At 40.4% G+C, this 18,845-nt stretch carries 17 protein-coding genes; 8 read left to right on the top strand and 9 right to left on the bottom strand.

The annotated features are described in order from the left end of the window. Positions 1-247: 247 nt before the first annotated feature. The 3 genes from H6G75_RS16875 to H6G75_RS16865 all read right to left on the bottom strand — a co-directional run bounded on the left by H6G75_RS16875 (position 248) and on the right by H6G75_RS16865 (position 3,190). Complete coding sequence (locus H6G75_RS16875) at positions 248-907, bottom strand: PEP-CTERM sorting domain-containing protein (protein ID WP_190981176.1); 660 nt, start codon at positions 905-907, stop codon at positions 248-250. Between the two features lie 80 nt (positions 908-987). Further along, positions 988-1,137, bottom strand: a complete 150-nt coding sequence (locus H6G75_RS16870; RefSeq protein WP_190981175.1) for a hypothetical protein — start codon at positions 1,135-1,137, stop codon at positions 988-990. Between the two features lie 502 nt (positions 1,138-1,639). Beyond that, positions 1,640-3,190, bottom strand: coding sequence for a YcjF family protein (locus H6G75_RS16865; protein WP_190981174.1), 1,551 nt, complete (start codon positions 3,188-3,190; stop codon positions 1,640-1,642). 122 nt (positions 3,191-3,312) lie between these two features. On the opposite strand from H6G75_RS16865, the gene mtnA reads away from it, so the two are divergent. From mtnA to H6G75_RS16850, 3 genes are all read left to right on the top strand, one after another. Further along, complete coding sequence (mtnA, locus tag H6G75_RS16860) at positions 3,313-4,377, top strand: S-methyl-5-thioribose-1-phosphate isomerase (protein ID WP_190981173.1); 1,065 nt, start codon at positions 3,313-3,315, stop codon at positions 4,375-4,377. Between the two features lie 17 nt (positions 4,378-4,394). Further along, positions 4,395-5,591, top strand: a complete 1,197-nt coding sequence (locus tag H6G75_RS16855) for a retropepsin-like aspartic protease (protein ID WP_190981172.1) — start codon at positions 4,395-4,397, stop codon at positions 5,589-5,591. A 184-nt stretch (positions 5,592-5,775) separates the two neighbouring features. Further along, the gene (locus H6G75_RS16850; RefSeq protein WP_190981171.1) at positions 5,776-6,246 is read left to right on the top strand and encodes a hypothetical protein; all 471 of its coding nucleotides are present in this window, start codon (positions 5,776-5,778) and stop codon (positions 6,244-6,246) included. Positions 6,247-6,557: 311 nt separating this feature from the next. Here the strand turns inward: H6G75_RS16850 and H6G75_RS16845 are convergent, their stop codons facing one another. Further along, a complete protein-coding gene (locus H6G75_RS16845; protein WP_190981170.1) occupies positions 6,558-7,661 on the bottom strand; it encodes an ABC transporter ATP-binding protein in 1,104 nt (367 codons plus the stop codon). A gap of 98 nt (positions 7,662-7,759) precedes the next feature. Next, complete coding sequence (locus tag H6G75_RS16840; protein WP_190981206.1) at positions 7,760-8,473, bottom strand: GUN4 domain-containing protein; 714 nt, start codon at positions 8,471-8,473, stop codon at positions 7,760-7,762. Positions 8,474-8,738: 265 nt separating this feature from the next. Between H6G75_RS16840 and H6G75_RS16835 the strand changes: the two genes are divergently transcribed. Further along, complete coding sequence (locus H6G75_RS16835; protein WP_190981169.1) at positions 8,739-10,160, top strand: NADP-dependent isocitrate dehydrogenase; 1,422 nt, start codon at positions 8,739-8,741, stop codon at positions 10,158-10,160. Positions 10,161-10,222: 62 nt separating this feature from the next. Here H6G75_RS16835 and H6G75_RS16830 read toward each other — a convergent pair whose 3' ends face one another. Then, positions 10,223-10,726 (bottom strand): DUF29 family protein, encoded by a 504-nt coding sequence (locus H6G75_RS16830; RefSeq protein ID WP_190981168.1) that lies wholly within the window; start codon positions 10,724-10,726, stop codon positions 10,223-10,225. Positions 10,727-10,784: 58 nt separating this feature from the next. Here H6G75_RS16830 and H6G75_RS16825 point away from each other — a divergent pair, with 58 nt between their 5' ends. The 3 genes from H6G75_RS16825 to H6G75_RS16815 all read left to right on the top strand — a co-directional run bounded on the left by H6G75_RS16825 (position 10,785) and on the right by H6G75_RS16815 (position 13,099). Continuing rightward, positions 10,785-11,333: a Uma2 family endonuclease gene (locus H6G75_RS16825; RefSeq protein WP_190981167.1), complete on the top strand. Its 549-nt coding sequence runs from the start codon at positions 10,785-10,787 to the stop codon at positions 11,331-11,333. Between the two features lie 65 nt (positions 11,334-11,398). After that, the gene (locus tag H6G75_RS16820) at positions 11,399-12,109 is read left to right on the top strand and encodes a Uma2 family endonuclease (protein WP_190981166.1); all 711 of its coding nucleotides are present in this window, start codon (positions 11,399-11,401) and stop codon (positions 12,107-12,109) included. A gap of 243 nt (positions 12,110-12,352) precedes the next feature. After that, positions 12,353-13,099 (top strand): superoxide dismutase, encoded by a 747-nt coding sequence (locus H6G75_RS16815; RefSeq protein WP_242051556.1) that lies wholly within the window; start codon positions 12,353-12,355, stop codon positions 13,097-13,099. Positions 13,100-13,224: 125 nt separating this feature from the next. Here the strand turns inward: H6G75_RS16815 and H6G75_RS16810 are convergent, their stop codons facing one another. Together H6G75_RS16810 and H6G75_RS16805 are read right to left on the bottom strand one after the other, a co-directional pair. Beyond that, the gene (locus tag H6G75_RS16810) at positions 13,225-13,926 is read right to left on the bottom strand and encodes a peptidoglycan-binding protein (protein ID WP_190981165.1); all 702 of its coding nucleotides are present in this window, start codon (positions 13,924-13,926) and stop codon (positions 13,225-13,227) included. A 169-nt stretch (positions 13,927-14,095) separates the two neighbouring features. After that, positions 14,096-15,091 carry a glycerophosphodiester phosphodiesterase gene (locus H6G75_RS16805; protein ID WP_190981164.1) on the bottom strand — a complete coding sequence of 332 codons (996 nt, stop codon included), beginning with the start codon at positions 15,089-15,091 and terminating at the stop codon, positions 14,096-14,098. Positions 15,092-15,397: 306 nt separating this feature from the next. Between H6G75_RS16805 and ligA the strand changes: the two genes are divergently transcribed. Then, the gene (ligA, locus tag H6G75_RS16800) at positions 15,398-17,434 is read left to right on the top strand and encodes an NAD-dependent DNA ligase LigA (protein ID WP_190981163.1); all 2,037 of its coding nucleotides are present in this window, start codon (positions 15,398-15,400) and stop codon (positions 17,432-17,434) included. Positions 17,435-17,445: 11 nt separating this feature from the next. Here the strand turns inward: ligA and H6G75_RS16795 are convergent, their stop codons facing one another. Next, positions 17,446-18,498 carry a hypothetical protein gene (locus H6G75_RS16795; RefSeq protein ID WP_190981162.1) on the bottom strand — a complete coding sequence of 351 codons (1,053 nt, stop codon included), beginning with the start codon at positions 18,496-18,498 and terminating at the stop codon, positions 17,446-17,448. Between the last annotated feature and the right edge of the window lie 347 nt (positions 18,499-18,845).

Raw genomic sequence — 18,845 nt, 5'->3', positions numbered from 1 at the left:
TAAATCATCCAAACATTGAATATAGTATCCCAAAAAGAGCCATCAATACAGTGTTTTTACTGGCAATATTCTCAGAGGGGACTTACGCATTATTTAGAGACAAGGGGGACGAGGGAGATAGGAGTACTTCAAAGAAAAGGGTTCCTTTGCGAGGAGAGAAGGAACCCCAGTGCGTATTTGCGTAAAAAAGAACTCTGCAATCAAGCTAATCCAGTTTATGAATTATCCCCGTCTTTCAGGAATGCAACTATGCTGTGGTTGCTTTTTGCTTACGCTTCATCCATAAACCCATAACACCAGCCACAGCAACACCAGCAGTAGAAACAGGTTCTGGGACTGGTTTGACAGTTGCAGATGTGATTGCTATTCTTCCAGCAGTTAAAGTATCGTTGAAGTCTATGACACTACTGAATCTTCCGCTAGATGCAACAGCCATAGGTAAGCCTGTAAAACCAGAGGGAAATTTTAATCCTAAACTTTCTGTGACTTCACCTTCGTTTGTACCTATGTTGTTAGTAAATAGCAAGTTATTCTGCATGACTTGACCAGTGTGTCCCAGCAGGCTGCTAGAAAATGTTCTCAAAATATTGTTAGAAGCATCTTTGAGAACAATAGACCAATCATTCAAAGAGACGCTTGTAGCAGTTGGTAGTTGGTCTATATCTACTGTATAAGTTCCAAAAAAAGAACCATTTTGTAAATCTACAGCCACTCCAGTAGAACCAGAAATAGCTTGAGGCGCGAATTGTCCAGAAATATTAAATGTTTTTAAAGTTACAGCTTGTGCAGGAGCATTACCCACAGTCGCTAACATAGCAGCACCAAGAGCAATACCAGCAGTAGCTTGAGATAGTTTTTTGTAAGATTTTGTCAGCATAAGTTGAGTTTCTCCAAAAGTAGGTTTCATAAAATGGGGAGTGCAAATAAACTTTTTGCCAAATTAATTCCGCACTAGAGAAAAATCCCTAGATATTAAGAAATTGGACATTAAGTAATTGCATTAATGGCGAGTTTTATATCAACTAGCTTGATAGCCTCAGTAATTTCTTTTAAGTAATTTCCTGCTTGTTTGCATAATGCTTTATCAGCACAAAACCGCGCTAAAACAGCGATATTACACAAATTAGTGGCAGTCAAAATTATGAGGTTCAATAGCTTTTGTGATGTCAGAAATGCTTTTTTGGCTACGCACTTGCTCAATTAAAAAAGTAGATTAATTAACTTGCCGCCTAACATTTCTAATTAACTCCCTAGTTCAGTGAAGCTCGATTGTCATCGTTGCCTTCGCACATTTCTATACTGTCAGTAGAAAAAGAAAACGGCAATAAAAATCTGGTTATTTTACGAAAAGATTAAATTCCTATTTCCGTACTATCTCAGTGAAAATTCTCTCTGTATTTGATTACGTAAGGATTTATCAATACTGATATCCGAAGATGCCACATTACTTACGTAATTTTTACTTAGTGGAAAGTTTACAATGAAAGAGGTTAGGGGCTAGAGGCTAGGGGGTAGGGAGACAAGGGAGACAAGGGAGACAAGGGGGACAAGGGAGACAAGGAAGCAAGATTTCTACCTTGTCTCCCCCTCTACCTTGTCTCCCCCCTCTACCTTGTCTAATTCAACTCAGCACTGAGTACTACTGAGTTCCTTCATCTTGATCAAGGGCTTCTACTTTGTCTTGTAAAGGTTTGACAACTCTGGCGATCGCTTCTTGGATAAAAGCTTTAATAAACTCATCGCGGCGGTTCATTTGAAACTGACGCTGTACGACCTCGGTCATTCCGCCGTCGCCCCAATCTTGATCATGGCGAAAATACTCAATAAAACTTTTGCCGGCAATGCGGGTTAAATATGCTGCTGTTACCCCTTGAATGGCTCGGCCAATAATAAATGTGGCAACATTCAGTTGCAAAGCTGTGGAGACTAATTGAATCGCGCCTTTGACTATTCCTAAACTAGCGATAGTTTTCGCTAAAGATAAAGCTAACTCCCGCCCCCGTTCCATGTTCAACTCGCAGCCATAGACTCTGCCAATTTCTACAACCATTTGGGCGTTGACGGCGGCTGTCGCCAATAAATCTACAACTGGTAAGGGTGTAACGGAAACCACACCCGCCCCAATCCATTGAAATCGCTCCACAATTTTATCGGCTTGACGGCGACGCTGGGCATCGATGAGTTTACGTGCTTCTTCACCTAGGCGTAACGATTGCAGCAAAATGTTATCCGCCACTAAATCCTCGCCCTCAGCCCGCAGTACAGCTGCCATCCGCCGCAGCAGTGGGACAATATCTGGTTCTGGTTGATAAAGTTCCCCTGTTTCTAATTCTGCCGATTGGGGGTTAGCTGCGATCGCCACTACATCGTGAGCGGAAATAAAACCCCGGACTCGTTCACGCAACCGCGCCAAAATCACTTCTTTATTTTCATCGGTATAAAGGTCAGTTTTATTCAGAATTAACAGCGATCGCTTGCCAATTTCTGCTAAACCCCGCAATGGTTCATATTCTGAACGCCGCAGGTCATTATCCACCACAAACAATAATAAATCTGCGGCTGTTGCCAGTTCTCTCGCTAACTGTTCTCTTTCTGTACCGGCGACTCCTGCTTCTAAAATTCCCGGTGTGTCGGTAATTAAAATTTTGCGCTCTAATCCCTTTAACCGCAGACAATAAGTTTCGCCGACTGTGGTTGTCCCCATTGGCGCATTAACTTGACCTACCATCCGCCCCATAATTGCATTCACCAGAGAAGTTTTACCTGCGCTTCCCGTACCGAACACCACCACTTGAATTTCACCCCGTGCTAAATTGGCTTCAATTTCCCGCGATCGACTTAATAACGCTTGTCGAGCGACTTCATCTTGAATTTGTGATACTTGTTGGCGCACAGCTTGGAGTGTGGAGGAAGCTGCATCCGATTTTGCTGCTGGGATTTGGGCTGGTGTCACCCGCTTGCGTTTTTGGCGAGAACTTTTTTCTCCAGCCTGAAGCACCAGAACGTAATAAACAAACGCCGCCACTAATCCACCAATCAAGACCACCAGCAGCAAAAGCAGCAAATTACCGAGTAATGGCGAATAAGACAATTGCCAATAAAGGCGCGATAGGGAATCTATCAGCCATAGGCTCATGGCCAAAATGACAATTAGACCAACAATTAGCGTTACTATGCGCGATAAAGGCATGGGTAGCGGGAGTTAGTATTCAAGAGGCACTTTTTTAATAGTAGGACTGATAGAGGAAGATGGAGTGAGGAGCATCCCTAGTCCTTCCTTGTGTAAACAATTCATCATACCTAGCAATTTTTATGACAAACTCCGCAAACCAAGTTTATCCAGTCATTTGGCACAACGATTCCGTATCACTAATTGACCAAACCCGTTTACCCAATGAATACGCCTTTGTGGAAATTCATAGTAGTCAAGACATGGCGCGGGCGATTAAAACGATGATTGTGCGGGGTGCGCCGGCTATTGGGGTGGCGGCGGCTTATGGAATGTACCTTGGGGCGCGAGAAATTACAACAAGCGATCGCACTGAGTTTTTAACCCAACTAGAAAGCGTCGCGCAATTATTACGCTCTACTCGTCCCACGGCGGTAAACTTATTCTGGGCAATTAATCGGATGTTAAAAACTGCCCACGCCACTGAGGGAAGCGTCGAAGATATCAAACAAGTTTTATTCCAAACCGCCCAAGCTATTAATAAAGAAGATTTGCAAACTTGTCAGGCGATGGGTGATCATGGTTTAACTGTATTGCCGAAAACACCCGCAAAGCTAACTTTACTGACTCACTGCAATGCTGGGGCTTTAGCAACTGCGGGTTATGGTACTGCTTTGGGAGTTGTACGTTCTGCTTGGCGCGAAGGGCGTTTAGAAAAGTTGTTTGCTGACGAAACCCGCCCCCGGTTGCAAGGTGCAAAACTCACAGCGTGGGAATGTGTGCAGGAAAAAATTCCCGTGACGGTAATTACCGATAACATGGCCGCCCATTGTATGCAGAGGGGTTTAATTCATGCTGTTGTTGTTGGCGCTGATAGGATTGCGGCGAATGGTGACACAGCTAATAAAATTGGTACCTATAGTTTAGCGATCGTTGCTAAAGCTCACAATGTACCCTTCTTTATCGCCGCACCTTTTTCTACCGTTGATTTTGGCTTATCTAATGGTAGTCAAATCCCCATAGAAGAACGTCACCCAGAAGAAATTTATCAAGTTGGGGACACCAGACTCACCCCAGAAGGTGTAGATTTTTACAACCCAGCTTTTGATGTCACCCCAGCCGAGTTAATCACAGCCATCATTACAGAAAATGGAGCATTTGCACCTGGTGATTTAGCAAAGTACCAGTTAAAACAGTGTGTTAACTAACTATCATCACTGTTTTTATGCAAATTGCTATTCAGCCTCGGCAGAAAAAATACCAGACTCCAACAAATCAACATTCCCACCGAAGCAAAAGCCTGCTTTCTCATTTATTTACGGCAGGCGTTTTTTTCAGCAGTCTAGTTTCTTTGTTACCGACACCTGCGGCTGGTCAAGTTAATCTTGGACAGCAACTTTTACAAGAAGTCTCAAAATGTGCTGAGGCTAAAATTGCCGCTCAACAAGCAGAATCAGAAACTATTGTGACGAAATGTGCTTTACAAATTCTCACTTTAGGTTCAAATGGAGAGTTTCGCCCTGATGCTATTGAGCGTGTCACCGCTTTTATGGAAGCAGTTGGTGTGAAACTCCCGCAATCAACTAGTCAAGGACAAGCCAACATCAAATTACAATTAGATAGTGAGAGTTCTGTGTTTAGAATTCCCGTCCGCATTGGCAGACAAACTCAAACTTTTATTTTAGATACTGGCAGTGGTCAAACAATTATTAATACTAGAATTGCTCAACAATTAGGTCTGAATAGTAAACCTATTCCTAATGGACTTTTAGAATATAAACCCGTTGTTGGTAATAACTTCAAAAAACTGGAAGTTAAGACTCATCTCTTACCAGCTTTAGGTGTAAATTCTGCAACTGTTTCTGGTCTTTATGGCTTAGAATTACCTACACCAGCATTACCACAGGATATATCTGGAGTTTTAGGATTAGATTTTCTCAGTAAATTCGATGTTGTACTCAATCCCAAAAAACAACAATTACAACTATTACCGCCTTCTGAACCTATTACGGGTGCTATTCCTTTAAAGGGACGTTTTGGGATTTTAACTACTCAAGTTTACATTAATGGTGAAGGGCCGTTTAACTTTGTTTTAGATACAGGTTCCTATACAATTGCAATTTCTAAATCTATCGCGCAAAAATTAGGAATTGACACGCGTAACGCCCAAACCACAGAAGTTTTCGGGTTAGGAGGACGGGAAACAGTCAAAAAAATTAAATTAAATAAGCTGCAAATTCAGCAACATCAAGTAACTGAAATTGATGCTGTTATTGTTGAAGAGAGCAATATTCTTAAGCTTCCTGGTGTAGAAGGTATTATTGGACAAAACTTTCTCAATAAATATCAACAACACTGGCGCTTTGATAAACCCAATGCACTAGGAGTTGTGGAATCAGGAAGTTTAGTTTTAACACCTTAGAGGCAGGAGGCAGTGGTTCGGCTACTTCGACTGCGCTCAGTACAAGTACGCTCACCAACCGAGGCAGGAGGTAAGAATATTACTATTGTGGGCATTCTGGCTTTCAAAATTAATTATTGAACATTACCAAATCCTTGCACACCTGTAACACAACCTACTTGTAATTTATAAATAGACTCTAACTATGAACAAACCTAGCTTCATCACTGGATTAATTATTTGTCTAATTTGGATTAGCGGTTGTGCTAATTCTTCTACAGAAGTTAGCCAAGAAAACCCGACAACTAAATCTAAAATTCCCCAAAGTCCTAGACAAATTACTGAAGTGACTACATCTCCTGAACCAACTCCCACAACCGATGTTTCGCCATCAGAAAACCCAGAAACATCAACAAAAGATTTACCAACTATTGGTACAGTCAAAGAACTAGTCAACGGTGATTTATTGTGTTATGCCACATTAATTGATGAGCAAGGAGTTGAACGTCCAGTAGGCGCATCTTTTGAAATTTGTGCAGAATCAGCGAAATTTTTAAACAAAAAAGTCCGTGCATCTTACACAATTGAATCGGTAAGTGATTGTCAAAGTGCTGAACCATGCGGCAAAACTAAAAAAGAATCAATCATTACCAAGATGGAAGTTTTGACTCAGTAAAAGATACATAGCAGTTTTAGTTGATATGTGAACAATAAAGACAAGGAGACAGAGGAGACAAGGGAGAGGGATGTTTATAAATCATTTAGGATTGCTATAGATGATCAAATATGTGAAACTAATCTAGGGTATTCATGTATAAAAAACCATTTAACCTAAAAACCTGAGCTATTCGTTTTGCTTGGGCTTTTGTGATTATTGGAGTAGCATTTCTCTATTTATATCCTGTAATTAGTTGTAGAATTTGGCATGATCAAGCTGCTTGTGAAACTGACAAGTGGCAGCAGCGTAATTTACCCTAATTCTTAATTTTATGACTCAGGCCATATCCTATCTCCAGTAATAGAATCAAAGATAAATAACTGAGTTAAATCTAATTGTAAAGACAAGCGATCGCCTACATTCACACGCACATTCCCACCAAGTTGCACATTCAATAACACTGTCGAACCAGGTAAACTCGCACGAATTAAAGTTTCTCTCCCCAAAGGCTCAACCACCTTCACTTCTACGGAAAGTGCTGAGTTCTGTACACCAAGTGCTGAGTTATTGTTAATAGAAATATGTTCTGGACGAATACCCAAATCATAATTCTGTCCTGGACGCAGTTGTAATTTTTCCTTCACAACTTCGGGAACTGCAATTAATTGCTCACCCACATCAAAGCCATCATTGGTATATTTTGCTGACAAAATATTCATTGGTGGATTGCCTAAAAAAGTTGCCACCATTAGATTATTTGGAAGCGCGTAAATGCTTTGAGGTTCGCCAATTTGTTGGATTCTCCCACGATTCAGCACGACAATTTTATCAGCCAAGGTCATTGCCTCAACTTGGTCGTGAGTTACATAAACCGTAGTAATTCCTAACTCTTGATGGAGTTGTTTTAATTCGGCTCTGGTATCATCGCGCAATTGAGCATCTAAATTAGATAAAGGTTCATCTAATAAAAATACTTGAGGTTCACGGGCGATCGCTCTTCCTAATGCTACCCGTTGTTGCTGTCCACCAGAAAGCTGTTTGGGTTTGCGATCTAACAAATGTTCCAACGAAAGCGATCGCGCCACCGTCCCCACTCGTTCTTGAATGAGTTTCGTGTCCACCTTTCGCATCTGCAAACCAAAGGCGATATTTTCCGCCACCGTCATGTGCGGATAAAGGGCATAGTTTTGAAATACCATCGCCACATCGCGCTGTCTAGCTGGGATGTTATTCATTAAGCGATCGCCTATAAATAGCTTGCCAGAAGTGGCAGTTTCTAAACCCGCGATCGTCCTTAAAATTGTCGATTTCCCACAACCAGAAGGCCCGACTAACACCCAAAACTCGCCATCGGGAATTTCAAAGCTAATATCTTCGATGGCGGTGACGTTATTAAACCGACGTTTAATTTCTTCGAGACGTACTTTTGCCATTATTTAATTTTGTCCTTTGTCATTTGTTATTTGTCATTTGTTATTTGTCATTTGTCCTATATTTTTATAACAAAGGATTAATGACCATTGACAATTGACTATTTCCACGCCGGATGAGCAAATAAAGACGCAATAACGCGCACACCTCGCAGTTGATTGGATAAAGGTAAATGACCTTTTGGCGCACTCAAATCCCAAATAAAGCTATTAGGATAACGTGTCCAAGTATTACCATTTTTCCAGGCGATTTTCGTCCAGAAATTATCCCAATTTTTGCCGAGGCTTAACCAAATTTCTCGCTGTACCGAAAAGCCAAATTTTCCTTCCGAATGAACTAACCACAAATTATTAATGGTGTGTAAGTCAGTTACAGGGATATTGTCAACTTCTGTAAAATACAGCCATTTGCGTTTGACAGCCGTTGGCCCTGCTACTTCACACATTTTCTCAATAGTCATACGATCGGCGGCTTGGAAGTCTTGAGCAGCAAGTAGCTGTTGTAAAGGTTTGTAATTGATCCCTACGTCTGATTTTAGAGGTACAATGCCTTCAGGAAAATTTGTTTGGAGAAATTCTCTGGCGTTTGGTGCATCAGAGTTGTAAAGGACTTGGTAAGCTTTACCATCAATCCAAGTTGCTGGGGACTCACGACGTTTCAATAAAAATTCCCTCAACACTTCCAATCCCTCATTACCTAATTCGGCTAACTGTGGGATGATCTGTTGTTGGACTTGAAGAGACCCAGCGATTAAGCGTTGTCTGAGGGAGTCGATGTCATTAGCAGTGCCTGATACAATCATTGGGTCTGTCATGCCATTACTCGTGTTAGCGGTCAGTGAACAAGCGATCGCTATCGTGGATTCTTGATGATGAAACACTGATAGCGAAAAGTAGTTTACTATTTTTGATCGTACAAAATTGCGTCAGTTTCACTTAATCCCCAAATGCTGTAAAAGGGAAATAGGGGGAAAATCTGCATAATTAGGGGCTAGGGGCTAGGGACTAGAGGCTAGAAAGGATTTCTGAATGCCATTGTCCAGTACCCAATATCAAAATATTTTCTGGAGTGTTTGAACTATGTACGAAAAGATTACCCCCCCGACTAGTGGATCAAAAATCACCTTTAAGAATGGTGAGCCAGTTGTGCCTGACAATCCAATTATCCCGTTTATTCGGGGCGATGGCACAGGTATTGATATCTGGCCTGCTACCCAAAAGGTACTAGATGCTGCGGTAGCTAAGGCGTATCAGGGTAAACGCCAAATCAGTTGGTTTAAAATTTATGCTGGTGATGAGGCTTGTGATTTATACGGCACTTATCAGTATTTACCCGAAGATACTCTCACCGCGATTAAAGAATATGGTGTGGCAATTAAAGGGCCTTTGACCACTCCTATAGGCGGTGGGATTCGTTCTTTAAACGTGGCATTGCGGCAAATTTTTGACTTGTATGCTTGCGTGCGTCCTTGCCGTTACTATGCTGGTACGCCTTCACCCCACAAAAACCCTGAAAAGCTAGATGTCATTGTTTATCGGGAAAATACTGAAGATATATATTTGGGAATCGAATGGAAACAAGGTAGTGAAATTGGTTCACGCTTAATTTCCATCCTCAACAAAGAACTGATCCCCGCCACCCCAGAACACGGTAAAAAGCAAATCCCCCTCGATGCGGGGATCGGGATTAAACCCATCAGCAAAACTGGTTCCCAGCGTCTAGTACGTCGCGCCATCAAACACGCCTTAACTTTGCCCAAACACAAGCAACAAGTCACGCTGGTGCATAAGGGTAACATCATGAAGTACACCGAAGGCGCGTTTCGTGATTGGGGTTATGAATTAGCCACCAGCGAATTTCGTCAAGAAACTGTCACTGAACGGGAATCTTGGATTTTAAGCAACAAAGAAAAAAATCCTAACATTTCCCTAGAAGACAACGCCCGTCAAATTGACCCTGGTTTTGATGCTCTTACCCAGGAGAAAAAATCGCAAATTGTCAAGGAAGTGGAAACAGTTCTTAACTCAATTTGGGATAGCCACGGTAACGGCAAGTGGAAAGATAAAGTCATGGTCAATGACCGAATTGCTGATAGTATTTTTCAACAAATCCAAACCAGACCAGATGAATATTCGATTCTGGCTACAATGAACCTCAACGGCGATTATTTGTCGGATGCAGCCGCAGCCATTGTTGGTGGTTTGGGTATGGGGCCTGGGGCAAATATTGGCGATGCTTGCGCCGTTTTTGAAGCTACTCACGGTACAGCACCCAAACACGCTGGTTTAGACAAAATTAATCCTGGTTCAGTGATTTTGTCTGGCGTGATGATGTTGGAATATCTGGGTTGGCAAGAAGCCGCCGACTTAGTTAAGAAAGGTTTAGGGGATGCGATCGCTAATGGTCAAGTCACCTACGATTTAGCAAGGTTAATGGAACCACCTGTAGAACCTCTCAAATGTTCTGAATTTGCCGACGCAATTATTCAACATTTCGGTTAATTGCCGTTAATTCTTTTAGGATGGGAGAACCCCATCCTAAAAGAATTAATGATTTAAACTTGCTAATCTTCAGCACCAGATAATTGAATCAATTTTTCTGCAACAATCCTGGGTAATTCTTTTGGTGAATAAGTATAAGTCAAGAGCAAAAATTCTACAGCCTGCTGTGTTAATTCTTGCCGATTGACTACATCAGCTAGTTGAAATTGGTTATATGTACCGTTCATAACTTCTAAACTAGCATCTGCGATCGCATCTTCAATTACTTCTTCTTCTATTAAGCTTTCCCATTCATCTTGATTGACATAATAAGATTTTTTATTGTCTTTAATATTAAGTTTTTGAATTTCTCGTACAGAGTTACGAATAGAAGCAGACCAAGAATTTATTAGTCGCTTTTCTACTTGGTTTTTTATTAAATGAATTAATAAAATCTTTAAATAAGATTGAATATTTCTCAGTATTGCCTGTCTACTCATCCCCTCTAACTCATCAACAATCGCCAAAGCATCTTCGTAACGTCCTTGTAAAATACTATTTCTGAGGTCGGTTAATTCTTGTGTCATTTTCATTAACCTCTAAGTCATAATATTAATAATATCTTGCTCATAAGAATAGATAATTATGGTAATCACACCAATTAAAGACACGACTTCAACAGACTATTCGCTAGAAGATTGGCTGCAAAGTCCCCCCGAAGGTACAGAATTGGTAAATGGGGAACTGCTGGAGAAAGAAGAAGTGACATTGAAACACAGCCGTATACAGGCGAAAGTAGCTACTTACTGGAGAAATTACAAAGACACTAGTGGACAAGGCGGGGAAGTTTATACAGAAGCACCTTGTCTGACGAACAAACAAGGTCGTCGTCCTGATGTGGCTTATCTTACCCCAGAACTAATGCAGCAATTTGGTGAACCTGCGGTTTTACCGCAAAGTTTTCCTTTAATAGCTGAGATTATTTCCCCCACAGATTTAGCAGAAGATATGATTGCAAAATCTCAAGAATATTTGCAATCTGGTAGTGAAGAAGTTTGGTTAGTATTTCCTGAAAACAGTTGGATTATTGTAATTACTAAAAATCAGCGACTGGTATTTATTGCAGGTGAAATCGTCAAAACTCAAAATGTACTTATAGGTTTTAATGTTGACGTAAATGAATTATTAGGTTAAGTCAGGTTGAGAGCAGTGAGAATTTTACTTATAATAAATACAACCCTTCAGTAGTGGATAAAATCATGGGTGAGCAACTTTTAATCAAAGATATTGATAATTGTGACATACCAGATGCTAACCTACTAATAACTGAAGATGATACGCCAGTGGATAACCTTGCATCTGCCAAACAACAACGCCTTTTAGTTAGTTCTCTTTATAGTTCTTTACAAAATCAAGTTTTTTTAGCTGAAGCTAATGTTGGTGTTTACCATACATATACTGAACCTGCGATTGTTCCTGATGTGTTTGTAAGTTTTGATGTTCAAACACCAGAGAATTGGTGGGAAAAAGAAAATCGCTGTTACCTCGTTTGGAAATTTGGTAAGTCGCCAGAATTAGTAATTGAAATTGTCTCCAATAAAAAAGGCAATGAATTAGATGAGAAACTCCAAATTTATGAAAAAATGCGAGTTGCTTATTATATTGTCTATGACCCACATCAAAATTTAGGAGAGCAAGTTTTAAGAATTTATACAATTAAGGGTAGGCGTTATATAGAAACTACAAATAATTGGTTAGAAGACATTGGTTTAGGCGTTACCTTGTGGACTGGAGAATTTGAAGGGAGAAATGATACTTGGTTGCGCTGGTGTGACCAAGCAGGTAGTATTTTACTGACTGGTGACGAACGCGCACAACAAGCAGAACAACGCGCACAACAAGCAGAACAACGCGCCCAATTACTAGCAGAGAGATTAAAAGCTTTGGGTGTAGATCCTGATAGTATTTAACCTAAATTTAACTATAAGATTCATCTTTAATTTTTGAAATGTATGTAGGATGTGTTAGCGACAGCGTAACGCATCTACCGCAAAGTTTTTGTGCGTTACGGCTTATGCCTAACACACCCTACGCATATTAAACTTAACCATATTTATTTTGATATTTAAGCCATAAAGGTGATTTTTTGTAGCCTAAATCTATGACAATAAAAATTGACAACAAATTGCGTAGATTTGCTGTAAAAAATTCTTATGACTCTTAACCGCAGACATTTCTTATTTTTACTGGGTGCAGGTGCAGGTACTTTTGCATTAGATTCTTTGGCGTTGGCTGACAAATCACCTCTTAGTCAAGCACCAAGCACCAGCACCACAGGCGTAATTGAACTACCACCTTTACCTTATGCTTACGAAGCATTAGAACCACACATTGATGCGAAAACAATGCAGTTCCATCACGATAAGCACCATGCGGCTTATGTGAAAAACTTGAATGCTGCATTAGAAAAACACCCAGAACTGAAAAACAAATCTGTTGAAGAACTGTTACGTAAACTTGGCAAAGTTCCCGCAGATATCCGCACCACAGTTCGCAATAACGGCGGTGGTCATATTAACCACTCGATGTTTTGGAAAATTATGAAGCCAGAGGGAGGCGGAGAACCAACCGGAGAAATCGCCACTGCAATTAATCAAAACTTTGGTAATTTTGCCGCTTTTAAAAAGCAATTTAATGAAGCTGGTGCTGCACGTTTTGGTAGTGGTTGGGTTTGGCTTGTGCGTAACAAAAATGGCAAGTTAGAAATCACAACTACAGCTAATCAAGATAATCCCATTAGTGAAGGTAAATATCCCATTCTCGGCAATGATGTTTGGGAACATGCCTATTATCTCAACTATCAAAACCGCCGCGCTGATTATTTAACAGCATGGTGGAATGTTGTTAATTGGGATGAGATTAACAACCGATTTGCAGCAGCAAATAAATTTGCTTATTAAGGTTGATTTGTAAATACAAATAAGCTCAGATACCCGACTTCTTAAAGAAGTCGGGTATCTTGTTTTTTACAGAAAAATTAGGATATTGTGTAATTTTACCTCCTGCCTCCTGCCTTCTCCCAATATCACAATCCTAATGCTTTGCGCGTACCTGGCCCGACAATACCATCTGCTGTTAAACCTTGCTTTTGTTGAAATGCTGTTACAGCATCATCGGTAGCTGCGCCAAATATACCATCGGCTTTGAGATTAAAGCCTTTTTGGTTAAGAGCGTTTTGTACAGCAAGTACATCATCTCCTCGCATTGGTGGGTCAGTCAAAAATAACAGTCTTGGCTGTCCAGAAACAGAATTAGGTTGGGATAAAGCTCGCATTTCTGCTTGGATAATGGGAAATTTTGCATCCCAAGTAGCAGGATCTCTGACATTTAAGCCATCATCAATATGAACTGAATCTGCTGGTGTAAAATCTCCTCCCCAGCGCAACATCGGGTCATTACGTATGCTTTGAATAAAGTTTTGAATGCTTTGTGGTAGATTTTTTAAGTTGCTTTTATCAAGAGCATTGCTGTTAAATAGCTTATCCCCTAGCATCACATTCATATCAATGCTATGACCGACTAAATGATTTGAACGACTTGCAGGACGGACAATTGCACCTGACACTACACCACCTTGTAAACGGGTAGAACTAGTGACATAAATTTTAATACCTGCATCAGTCGCAAATCGATCAACTTTTTCTAGTGAGTCAAAAAAATCAATGTCTGCTAAAAGAGGTTTACCTATAAATCGAGGTGATTTAAATGCGTCTAATTTAGTTACCATAACTACCTTTATTTTGGTATGCACTAGTCAGTTGTTGTGAAATTCTCTATGGTGATAGAGGTTGGGATGAAGGAAATAAGACCAGATAATTATTGATTTAGGATATTTCGCATACTTTTAAAAGTAGTCTTAAGTATAATTTTAGTTTTTTAACTTGGCAGAGCAATTATTAAGAAATATCAAGTGATTGGCTGCGATCGCGCACACTTAAAGCAGTATCAGAAAAGTCACTAAATACGCCATCAATCCCTAAACTAAAAAATAGTTCATATTCTCCTTGGGGATTACCTTGGAAGTCTAGAGGTAGAAAGTAGTCTTCGTTGCGAAAAGTCCAAGCGTGTACTTGCAAGTTAGTAGCATGAGCATTTTGTACCACAGATGTGGGCGATCGCAATTGATTTTGATTATCTCTAGGGACTAAAATATCTTTATGAATACCAATTGCTTGAGCGTATTTAGCAATCTCCTCTAACCCTGGTTTTGTTACCAAGTCGCTATATGTGCGAATATCACCACTAACAACAAAATCATAAGGTTGACCAGTAATATTGATTAACTGGACTAAAGGTAAATGAGTTTTTTGGGCTAAATATTGTAAGTTACTCACTTCAAAAGATTGAATAAAAATTGGTGCAGTTTTTTCGTGATAACCGTTTGCTTGTAAGGTTTGGAGTAAAGGTTCTTCTAAACTTAAGTTGATAGACTTAAAATAAGTGGGATGTTTTGTTTCAGGATAAATCCCAATCTTGCGACCCAATTGCTTACTATAATTTTTGGCTAAATCAATAATTTCTTGGAGTGTGGGAATTTCCCACCAATCATCATAAAAAGTATTTTGCTGACGTAATTGAGGTATCCTTTCTTTGGCGCGTAATGTCTTGATTTCGGCTAGGGTAAAGTCTTCTGTAAACCAGCCTGTTTTGATTTCGCCATCGATGATTTTAGTCGTGCGTCGTTGAGCAAATTCGGAATGCTTCGCAACGTTAGTGGTTTCTGAAATTTCGTTTTCGTGACGCGCAATTAAAACACCATCTTGAGTGGAAACTAAATCTGGTTCAATGTAGTCTGCACCAAAATTAATTGCTAATTCGTAAGCGGCTAAAGTATGTTCTGGGCGATAGCCACTTGCGCCACGATGAGCAATAATGATTGGTTTTTTATTCATGAGGATGATTGTATGTGTGGTGGAAGACAAGAATTGTTTATTTCGCGCAAAGACGCATACTTCGACTGCGCTCAGTAAGCGAAGACGCAAAGGGTTACAGCAAAGTTATTTGTTCAGTTGGCAGAATCAGGATTTATGCAACAGGTCTATATATTGATGGGCTTTTTTTTAACAAATGTTAATATTGGGAGACGGGATGCGATCGCTTATTACCTGTTGTTCATACCTTTTGATACCCAAGACAATTAACTTAGAATCATCCCAACAAATAAAATTATATTTGCTCAGTATCGTTCTATAAGTATAATGATTCAGACTCAGCCTCAACTCAAGCGCATAGAAGAATTACGCCAGCTTTTGCAACAAGCGAGTTACGCCTATTATGTTTTAGACGCACCCATCATGGAAGATGCAGTCTATGACCAGCTATACCGCGAATTGCAACAGTTGGAAACGCAGTATCCTGAATTAGTAACGCCTGACAGTCCAACTCAGCGCGTGGGTGAAAGACCGGCGACTCATTTCACCTCAGTGCGGCATAATATCCCCTTGTACAGTCTGGAGAATGCTTTTAATATTGATGAGTTGCAAGCTTGGGATCAACGTTGGCGGCGACAACTCCCGACAACGGACGCGGTAAAATATGTCTCGGAGTTGAAAATTGATGGTTCGGCTTTGGCGCTGACTTACCAAGATGGGGTGTTAGTCAGGGGTGCAACTAGAGGTGATGGGGTTACGGGTGAAGAAATTACCCAAAATGTGCGAACAATTCGTTCTATTCCCTTGCGTTTAAACTTTGATGGGATAGAACCAATAGAAAGAATAGAGGTGCGCGGTGAAGCATTTTTACCGTTGGAAGTGTTTAAACAAATCAACGAAGAACGGCAAAAAGCAGGCGAACAGTTATTTGCCAACCCCCGCAACGCCGCCGCAGGTACACTCAGACAGTTAGACTCGCGTATTGTAGCGCGGCGACGGTTAGATTTCTTTGCCTATACACTGCATATTCCAGGGATGGATGATGCGAGTATTGCCAATACCCAATGGGAAGCCTTGGAATTATTGCAAAAAATGGGTTTTAGAGTAAATCCCAATCATCAGCTGTGTGAGTCTTTGGCTGAAGTGGCAGAATATTACAAATACTGGGATACGGAAAGATTGAATTTACCCTACATGACCGATGGTGTAGTAGTCAAACTGAATGCTTTTAAACTGCAAGAACAGTTAGGGTTTACCCAAAAATTCCCGCGTTGGGCGGTGGCGTTGAAGTATCCAGCCGAGGAAGCACCCACCCGTGTGGAAAATATTGCGGTGAATGTGGGTAGAACAGGGGCGTTAACACCGTTAGCAGAGATGCGTCCGGTACAATTGGCGGGGACAACAGTTTCTCGCGCTACCTTACATAATAGCGATCGCATCACCCAATTAGACATCCGCATCGGTGATACTGTGATTGTTCGCAAAGCTGGCGAAATTATTCCCGAAGTGGTGCGGGTAATTAAAGAATTGCGTCCGGCTGATACTGTACCATTTGTTATGCCTAGCCATTGCCCTGTTTGCGGTCAGGAAGTGGTGCGAGAATCAGGAGAAGCTGTAACTCGTTGCGTCAATGCTTCTTGTGCAGCTATTCTCAAAGGTTCCATTGAACATTGGGTTAGCCGGGATGCTTTAGATATTAAAGGTGTGGGGGAAAAATTAGTGCATCAACTGGTAGATAAAGGTTTGGTGCATTCTGTAGCTGATTTGTATGATTTGACAGAAGCACAATTGCTGAGTTTAGAAAGAATGGGGGAAAAATCGGCACAGAAATTAGTAGATGCGATCGCCCAATCAAAAAATCAACCTTGGCATAGGGTATTGTATGGTTTAGGCATCCGTCATGTTGGCAGTGTGAATGCCCAACTCATCACCGAAAAATATCCCGCCGTCGAGAAATTAGAAGCAGCCAAGCAATCAGACATTGAGGGTATTTATGGCATTGGTGCAGAAATCGCCCAATCTGTTTATCAGTGGTTTCATATTGATGCTAATCAAGCTTTAATTGCAAGGTTGAGAAATACAGGTTTACAATTAGCTGCCGAAGAAACTGCAACTGTGAATGAAAGTAATCAAAACTTTATTGGCAAAACTTTTGTGGTGACAGGCACATTACCCACCCTAAAGCGAGATGAAGCTAAAGCACTCATCCAAAAAGCTGGCGGTAAAGTGACTGATTCCGTCAGCAAAAAAACTGATTATTTGGTAGTAGGAGAAGATGCTGGTTCTAAATTAACTAAAGCCCAGTCTTTAGGAATTACTCAGTTAACAGAGGCACAGTTACTCCAGATGTTAGCCGATGAATAAACTAGGGGAGATTAACTAAACTCCATCGTCTCCACAAAGGACAAAATATTATCTTTAATGTACTCAGCTTCTTCTGCGATCGCATTTGGTGTTTCGCCATTTAAAAAGCTGCGTTGGCTACTAACTATATATAAAAACTCGCCATTAATAAATGCCAGCAATCCACGGTAGGCATCTAATCTAGTAGAACTACCGTTATTTTCTTGTTGAGACATTGTTGAACCTTTTGGCATATCAACTAAGGCGTAATATGCGCCAGCAAAAATATCTTCTAAATATTCGCCATACCTGATTTCCGAAGCTGGTAGATGTGCAAAAATTGCCTGTGGCACATATTTATCTACTATAATATTTTTTAAATATTCTTCCTGCCCTTCCGATTCTAATTCTTCTAACTGTTCTGGTGGTATGGGGTAATAATCAATTCTGAGCAAAGTGCCGAAGTCATCAGAAAAACCTACCACACCTTCTTGCGTTTGAATTCTCCCTCCTTGTTCTGCATCAACCGGAATTGGAACTGTAAAATTCCCTAAAGGCGATTCATAAACATCTTCGATATATTCAACCTCAGTTAATATCCCTTCTTCCTCCTCCAAATATTCGGCATTTTCTCCTGCTTGAAAAGCTGCAATTATTTCCTTAGTAATTTCATCAGCTTCTTCATCTTCCAGTTCCAAAGCTTCCTGTAACTTTTTCAAGAAAGGTTCTTTACTTTTGGGAATAGTGAATTCTTCGTCATCTAAAAGTGTCACTACCCCAGCCGCAAAACCATCTAATACGACTTCTTCTGTAAGCGATTCATTAGCAGTATTAAACAACGGACTTAGCCCTTGTGATTCTGCAATATCAATGAGTTTGTTAACAATTTCTAATAACTCATCTTCAGAGTATTCTTCAAAAACTTCAAATTGCCACAAAATCCCAGCTAACCCTTCAGGATCTATTTCTTCCACCGAAGCATCAGCAAGTGCAGTTACCACAGCAATTGCAGCGACAGCTTCTTCTGGTGTTAAAGATTCTGCTAGTGTTTTTTGTGAGTTAAAAACCTTATCATATTTAGTCATAAATGTTACCTCTTTTGCTTGCTTACTAGCTTGGTTAAAAATGTGCGATCGCCTGAATTTTCTCTTCAAATCCTCACTATTAAAATTTATTTGTATAAAATTCTCTTACCTTTCTTCATCCTCCGAATGAAACATCCAAATAATAATTAGCAATACGTTTACAAAAATATTACTAAATAATCTCTTATTCTAATAAAACTCACCCATAAAAATGCTCAAACTCTCATTTCTCTGTGTCCTCTGCGCCTCTGTGGTTCATTATTCCGTAACTCGTGCTTAAGTCCTGCCAAATTTCTCAATTTCCTCATTCATCTACTGCTAATGATTACCATAAAAAAGCAACTTAT

The organism is Nostoc sp. FACHB-280, from assembly GCF_014697615.1.
Classification (GTDB): Bacteria; Cyanobacteriota; Cyanobacteriia; order Cyanobacteriales; family Nostocaceae; genus Nostoc_B.
Note: the sequence above shows the minus strand (reverse complement) of the source record. Positions and strands in the feature narration are given on the sequence as shown.

Coding starts and splice junctions, on each gene's coding strand:
- mtnA (WP_190981173.1), top strand. CDS start 3,313: ATGACAAACTCCGCAAACCAAGTTTATCCAGTCATTTGGCACAACGAT.
- H6G75_RS16795 (WP_190981162.1), bottom strand. CDS start 18,498: ATGACTAAATATGATAAGGTTTTTAACTCACAAAAAACACTAGCAGAA.
- H6G75_RS16835 (WP_190981169.1), top strand. CDS start 8,739: ATGTACGAAAAGATTACCCCCCCGACTAGTGGATCAAAAATCACCTTT.
- H6G75_RS16875 (WP_190981176.1), bottom strand. CDS start 907: ATGAAACCTACTTTTGGAGAAACTCAACTTATGCTGACAAAATCTTAC.
- H6G75_RS16855 (WP_190981172.1), top strand. CDS start 4,395: ATGCAAATTGCTATTCAGCCTCGGCAGAAAAAATACCAGACTCCAACA.
- ligA (WP_190981163.1), top strand. CDS start 15,398: ATGATTCAGACTCAGCCTCAACTCAAGCGCATAGAAGAATTACGCCAG.
- H6G75_RS16825 (WP_190981167.1), top strand. CDS start 10,785: ATGGTAATCACACCAATTAAAGACACGACTTCAACAGACTATTCGCTA.
- H6G75_RS16810 (WP_190981165.1), bottom strand. CDS start 13,926: ATGGTAACTAAATTAGACGCATTTAAATCACCTCGATTTATAGGTAAA.
- H6G75_RS16805 (WP_190981164.1), bottom strand. CDS start 15,091: ATGAATAAAAAACCAATCATTATTGCTCATCGTGGCGCAAGTGGCTAT.
- H6G75_RS16840 (WP_190981206.1), bottom strand. CDS start 8,473: ATGACAGACCCAATGATTGTATCAGGCACTGCTAATGACATCGACTCC.
- H6G75_RS16865 (WP_190981174.1), bottom strand. CDS start 3,190: ATGCCTTTATCGCGCATAGTAACGCTAATTGTTGGTCTAATTGTCATT.
- H6G75_RS16820 (WP_190981166.1), top strand. CDS start 11,399: ATGGGTGAGCAACTTTTAATCAAAGATATTGATAATTGTGACATACCA.
- H6G75_RS16815 (WP_242051556.1), top strand. CDS start 12,353: ATGACTCTTAACCGCAGACATTTCTTATTTTTACTGGGTGCAGGTGCA.
- H6G75_RS16830 (WP_190981168.1), bottom strand. CDS start 10,726: ATGACACAAGAATTAACCGACCTCAGAAATAGTATTTTACAAGGACGT.
- H6G75_RS16850 (WP_190981171.1), top strand. CDS start 5,776: ATGAACAAACCTAGCTTCATCACTGGATTAATTATTTGTCTAATTTGG.
- H6G75_RS16845 (WP_190981170.1), bottom strand. CDS start 7,661: ATGGCAAAAGTACGTCTCGAAGAAATTAAACGTCGGTTTAATAACGTC.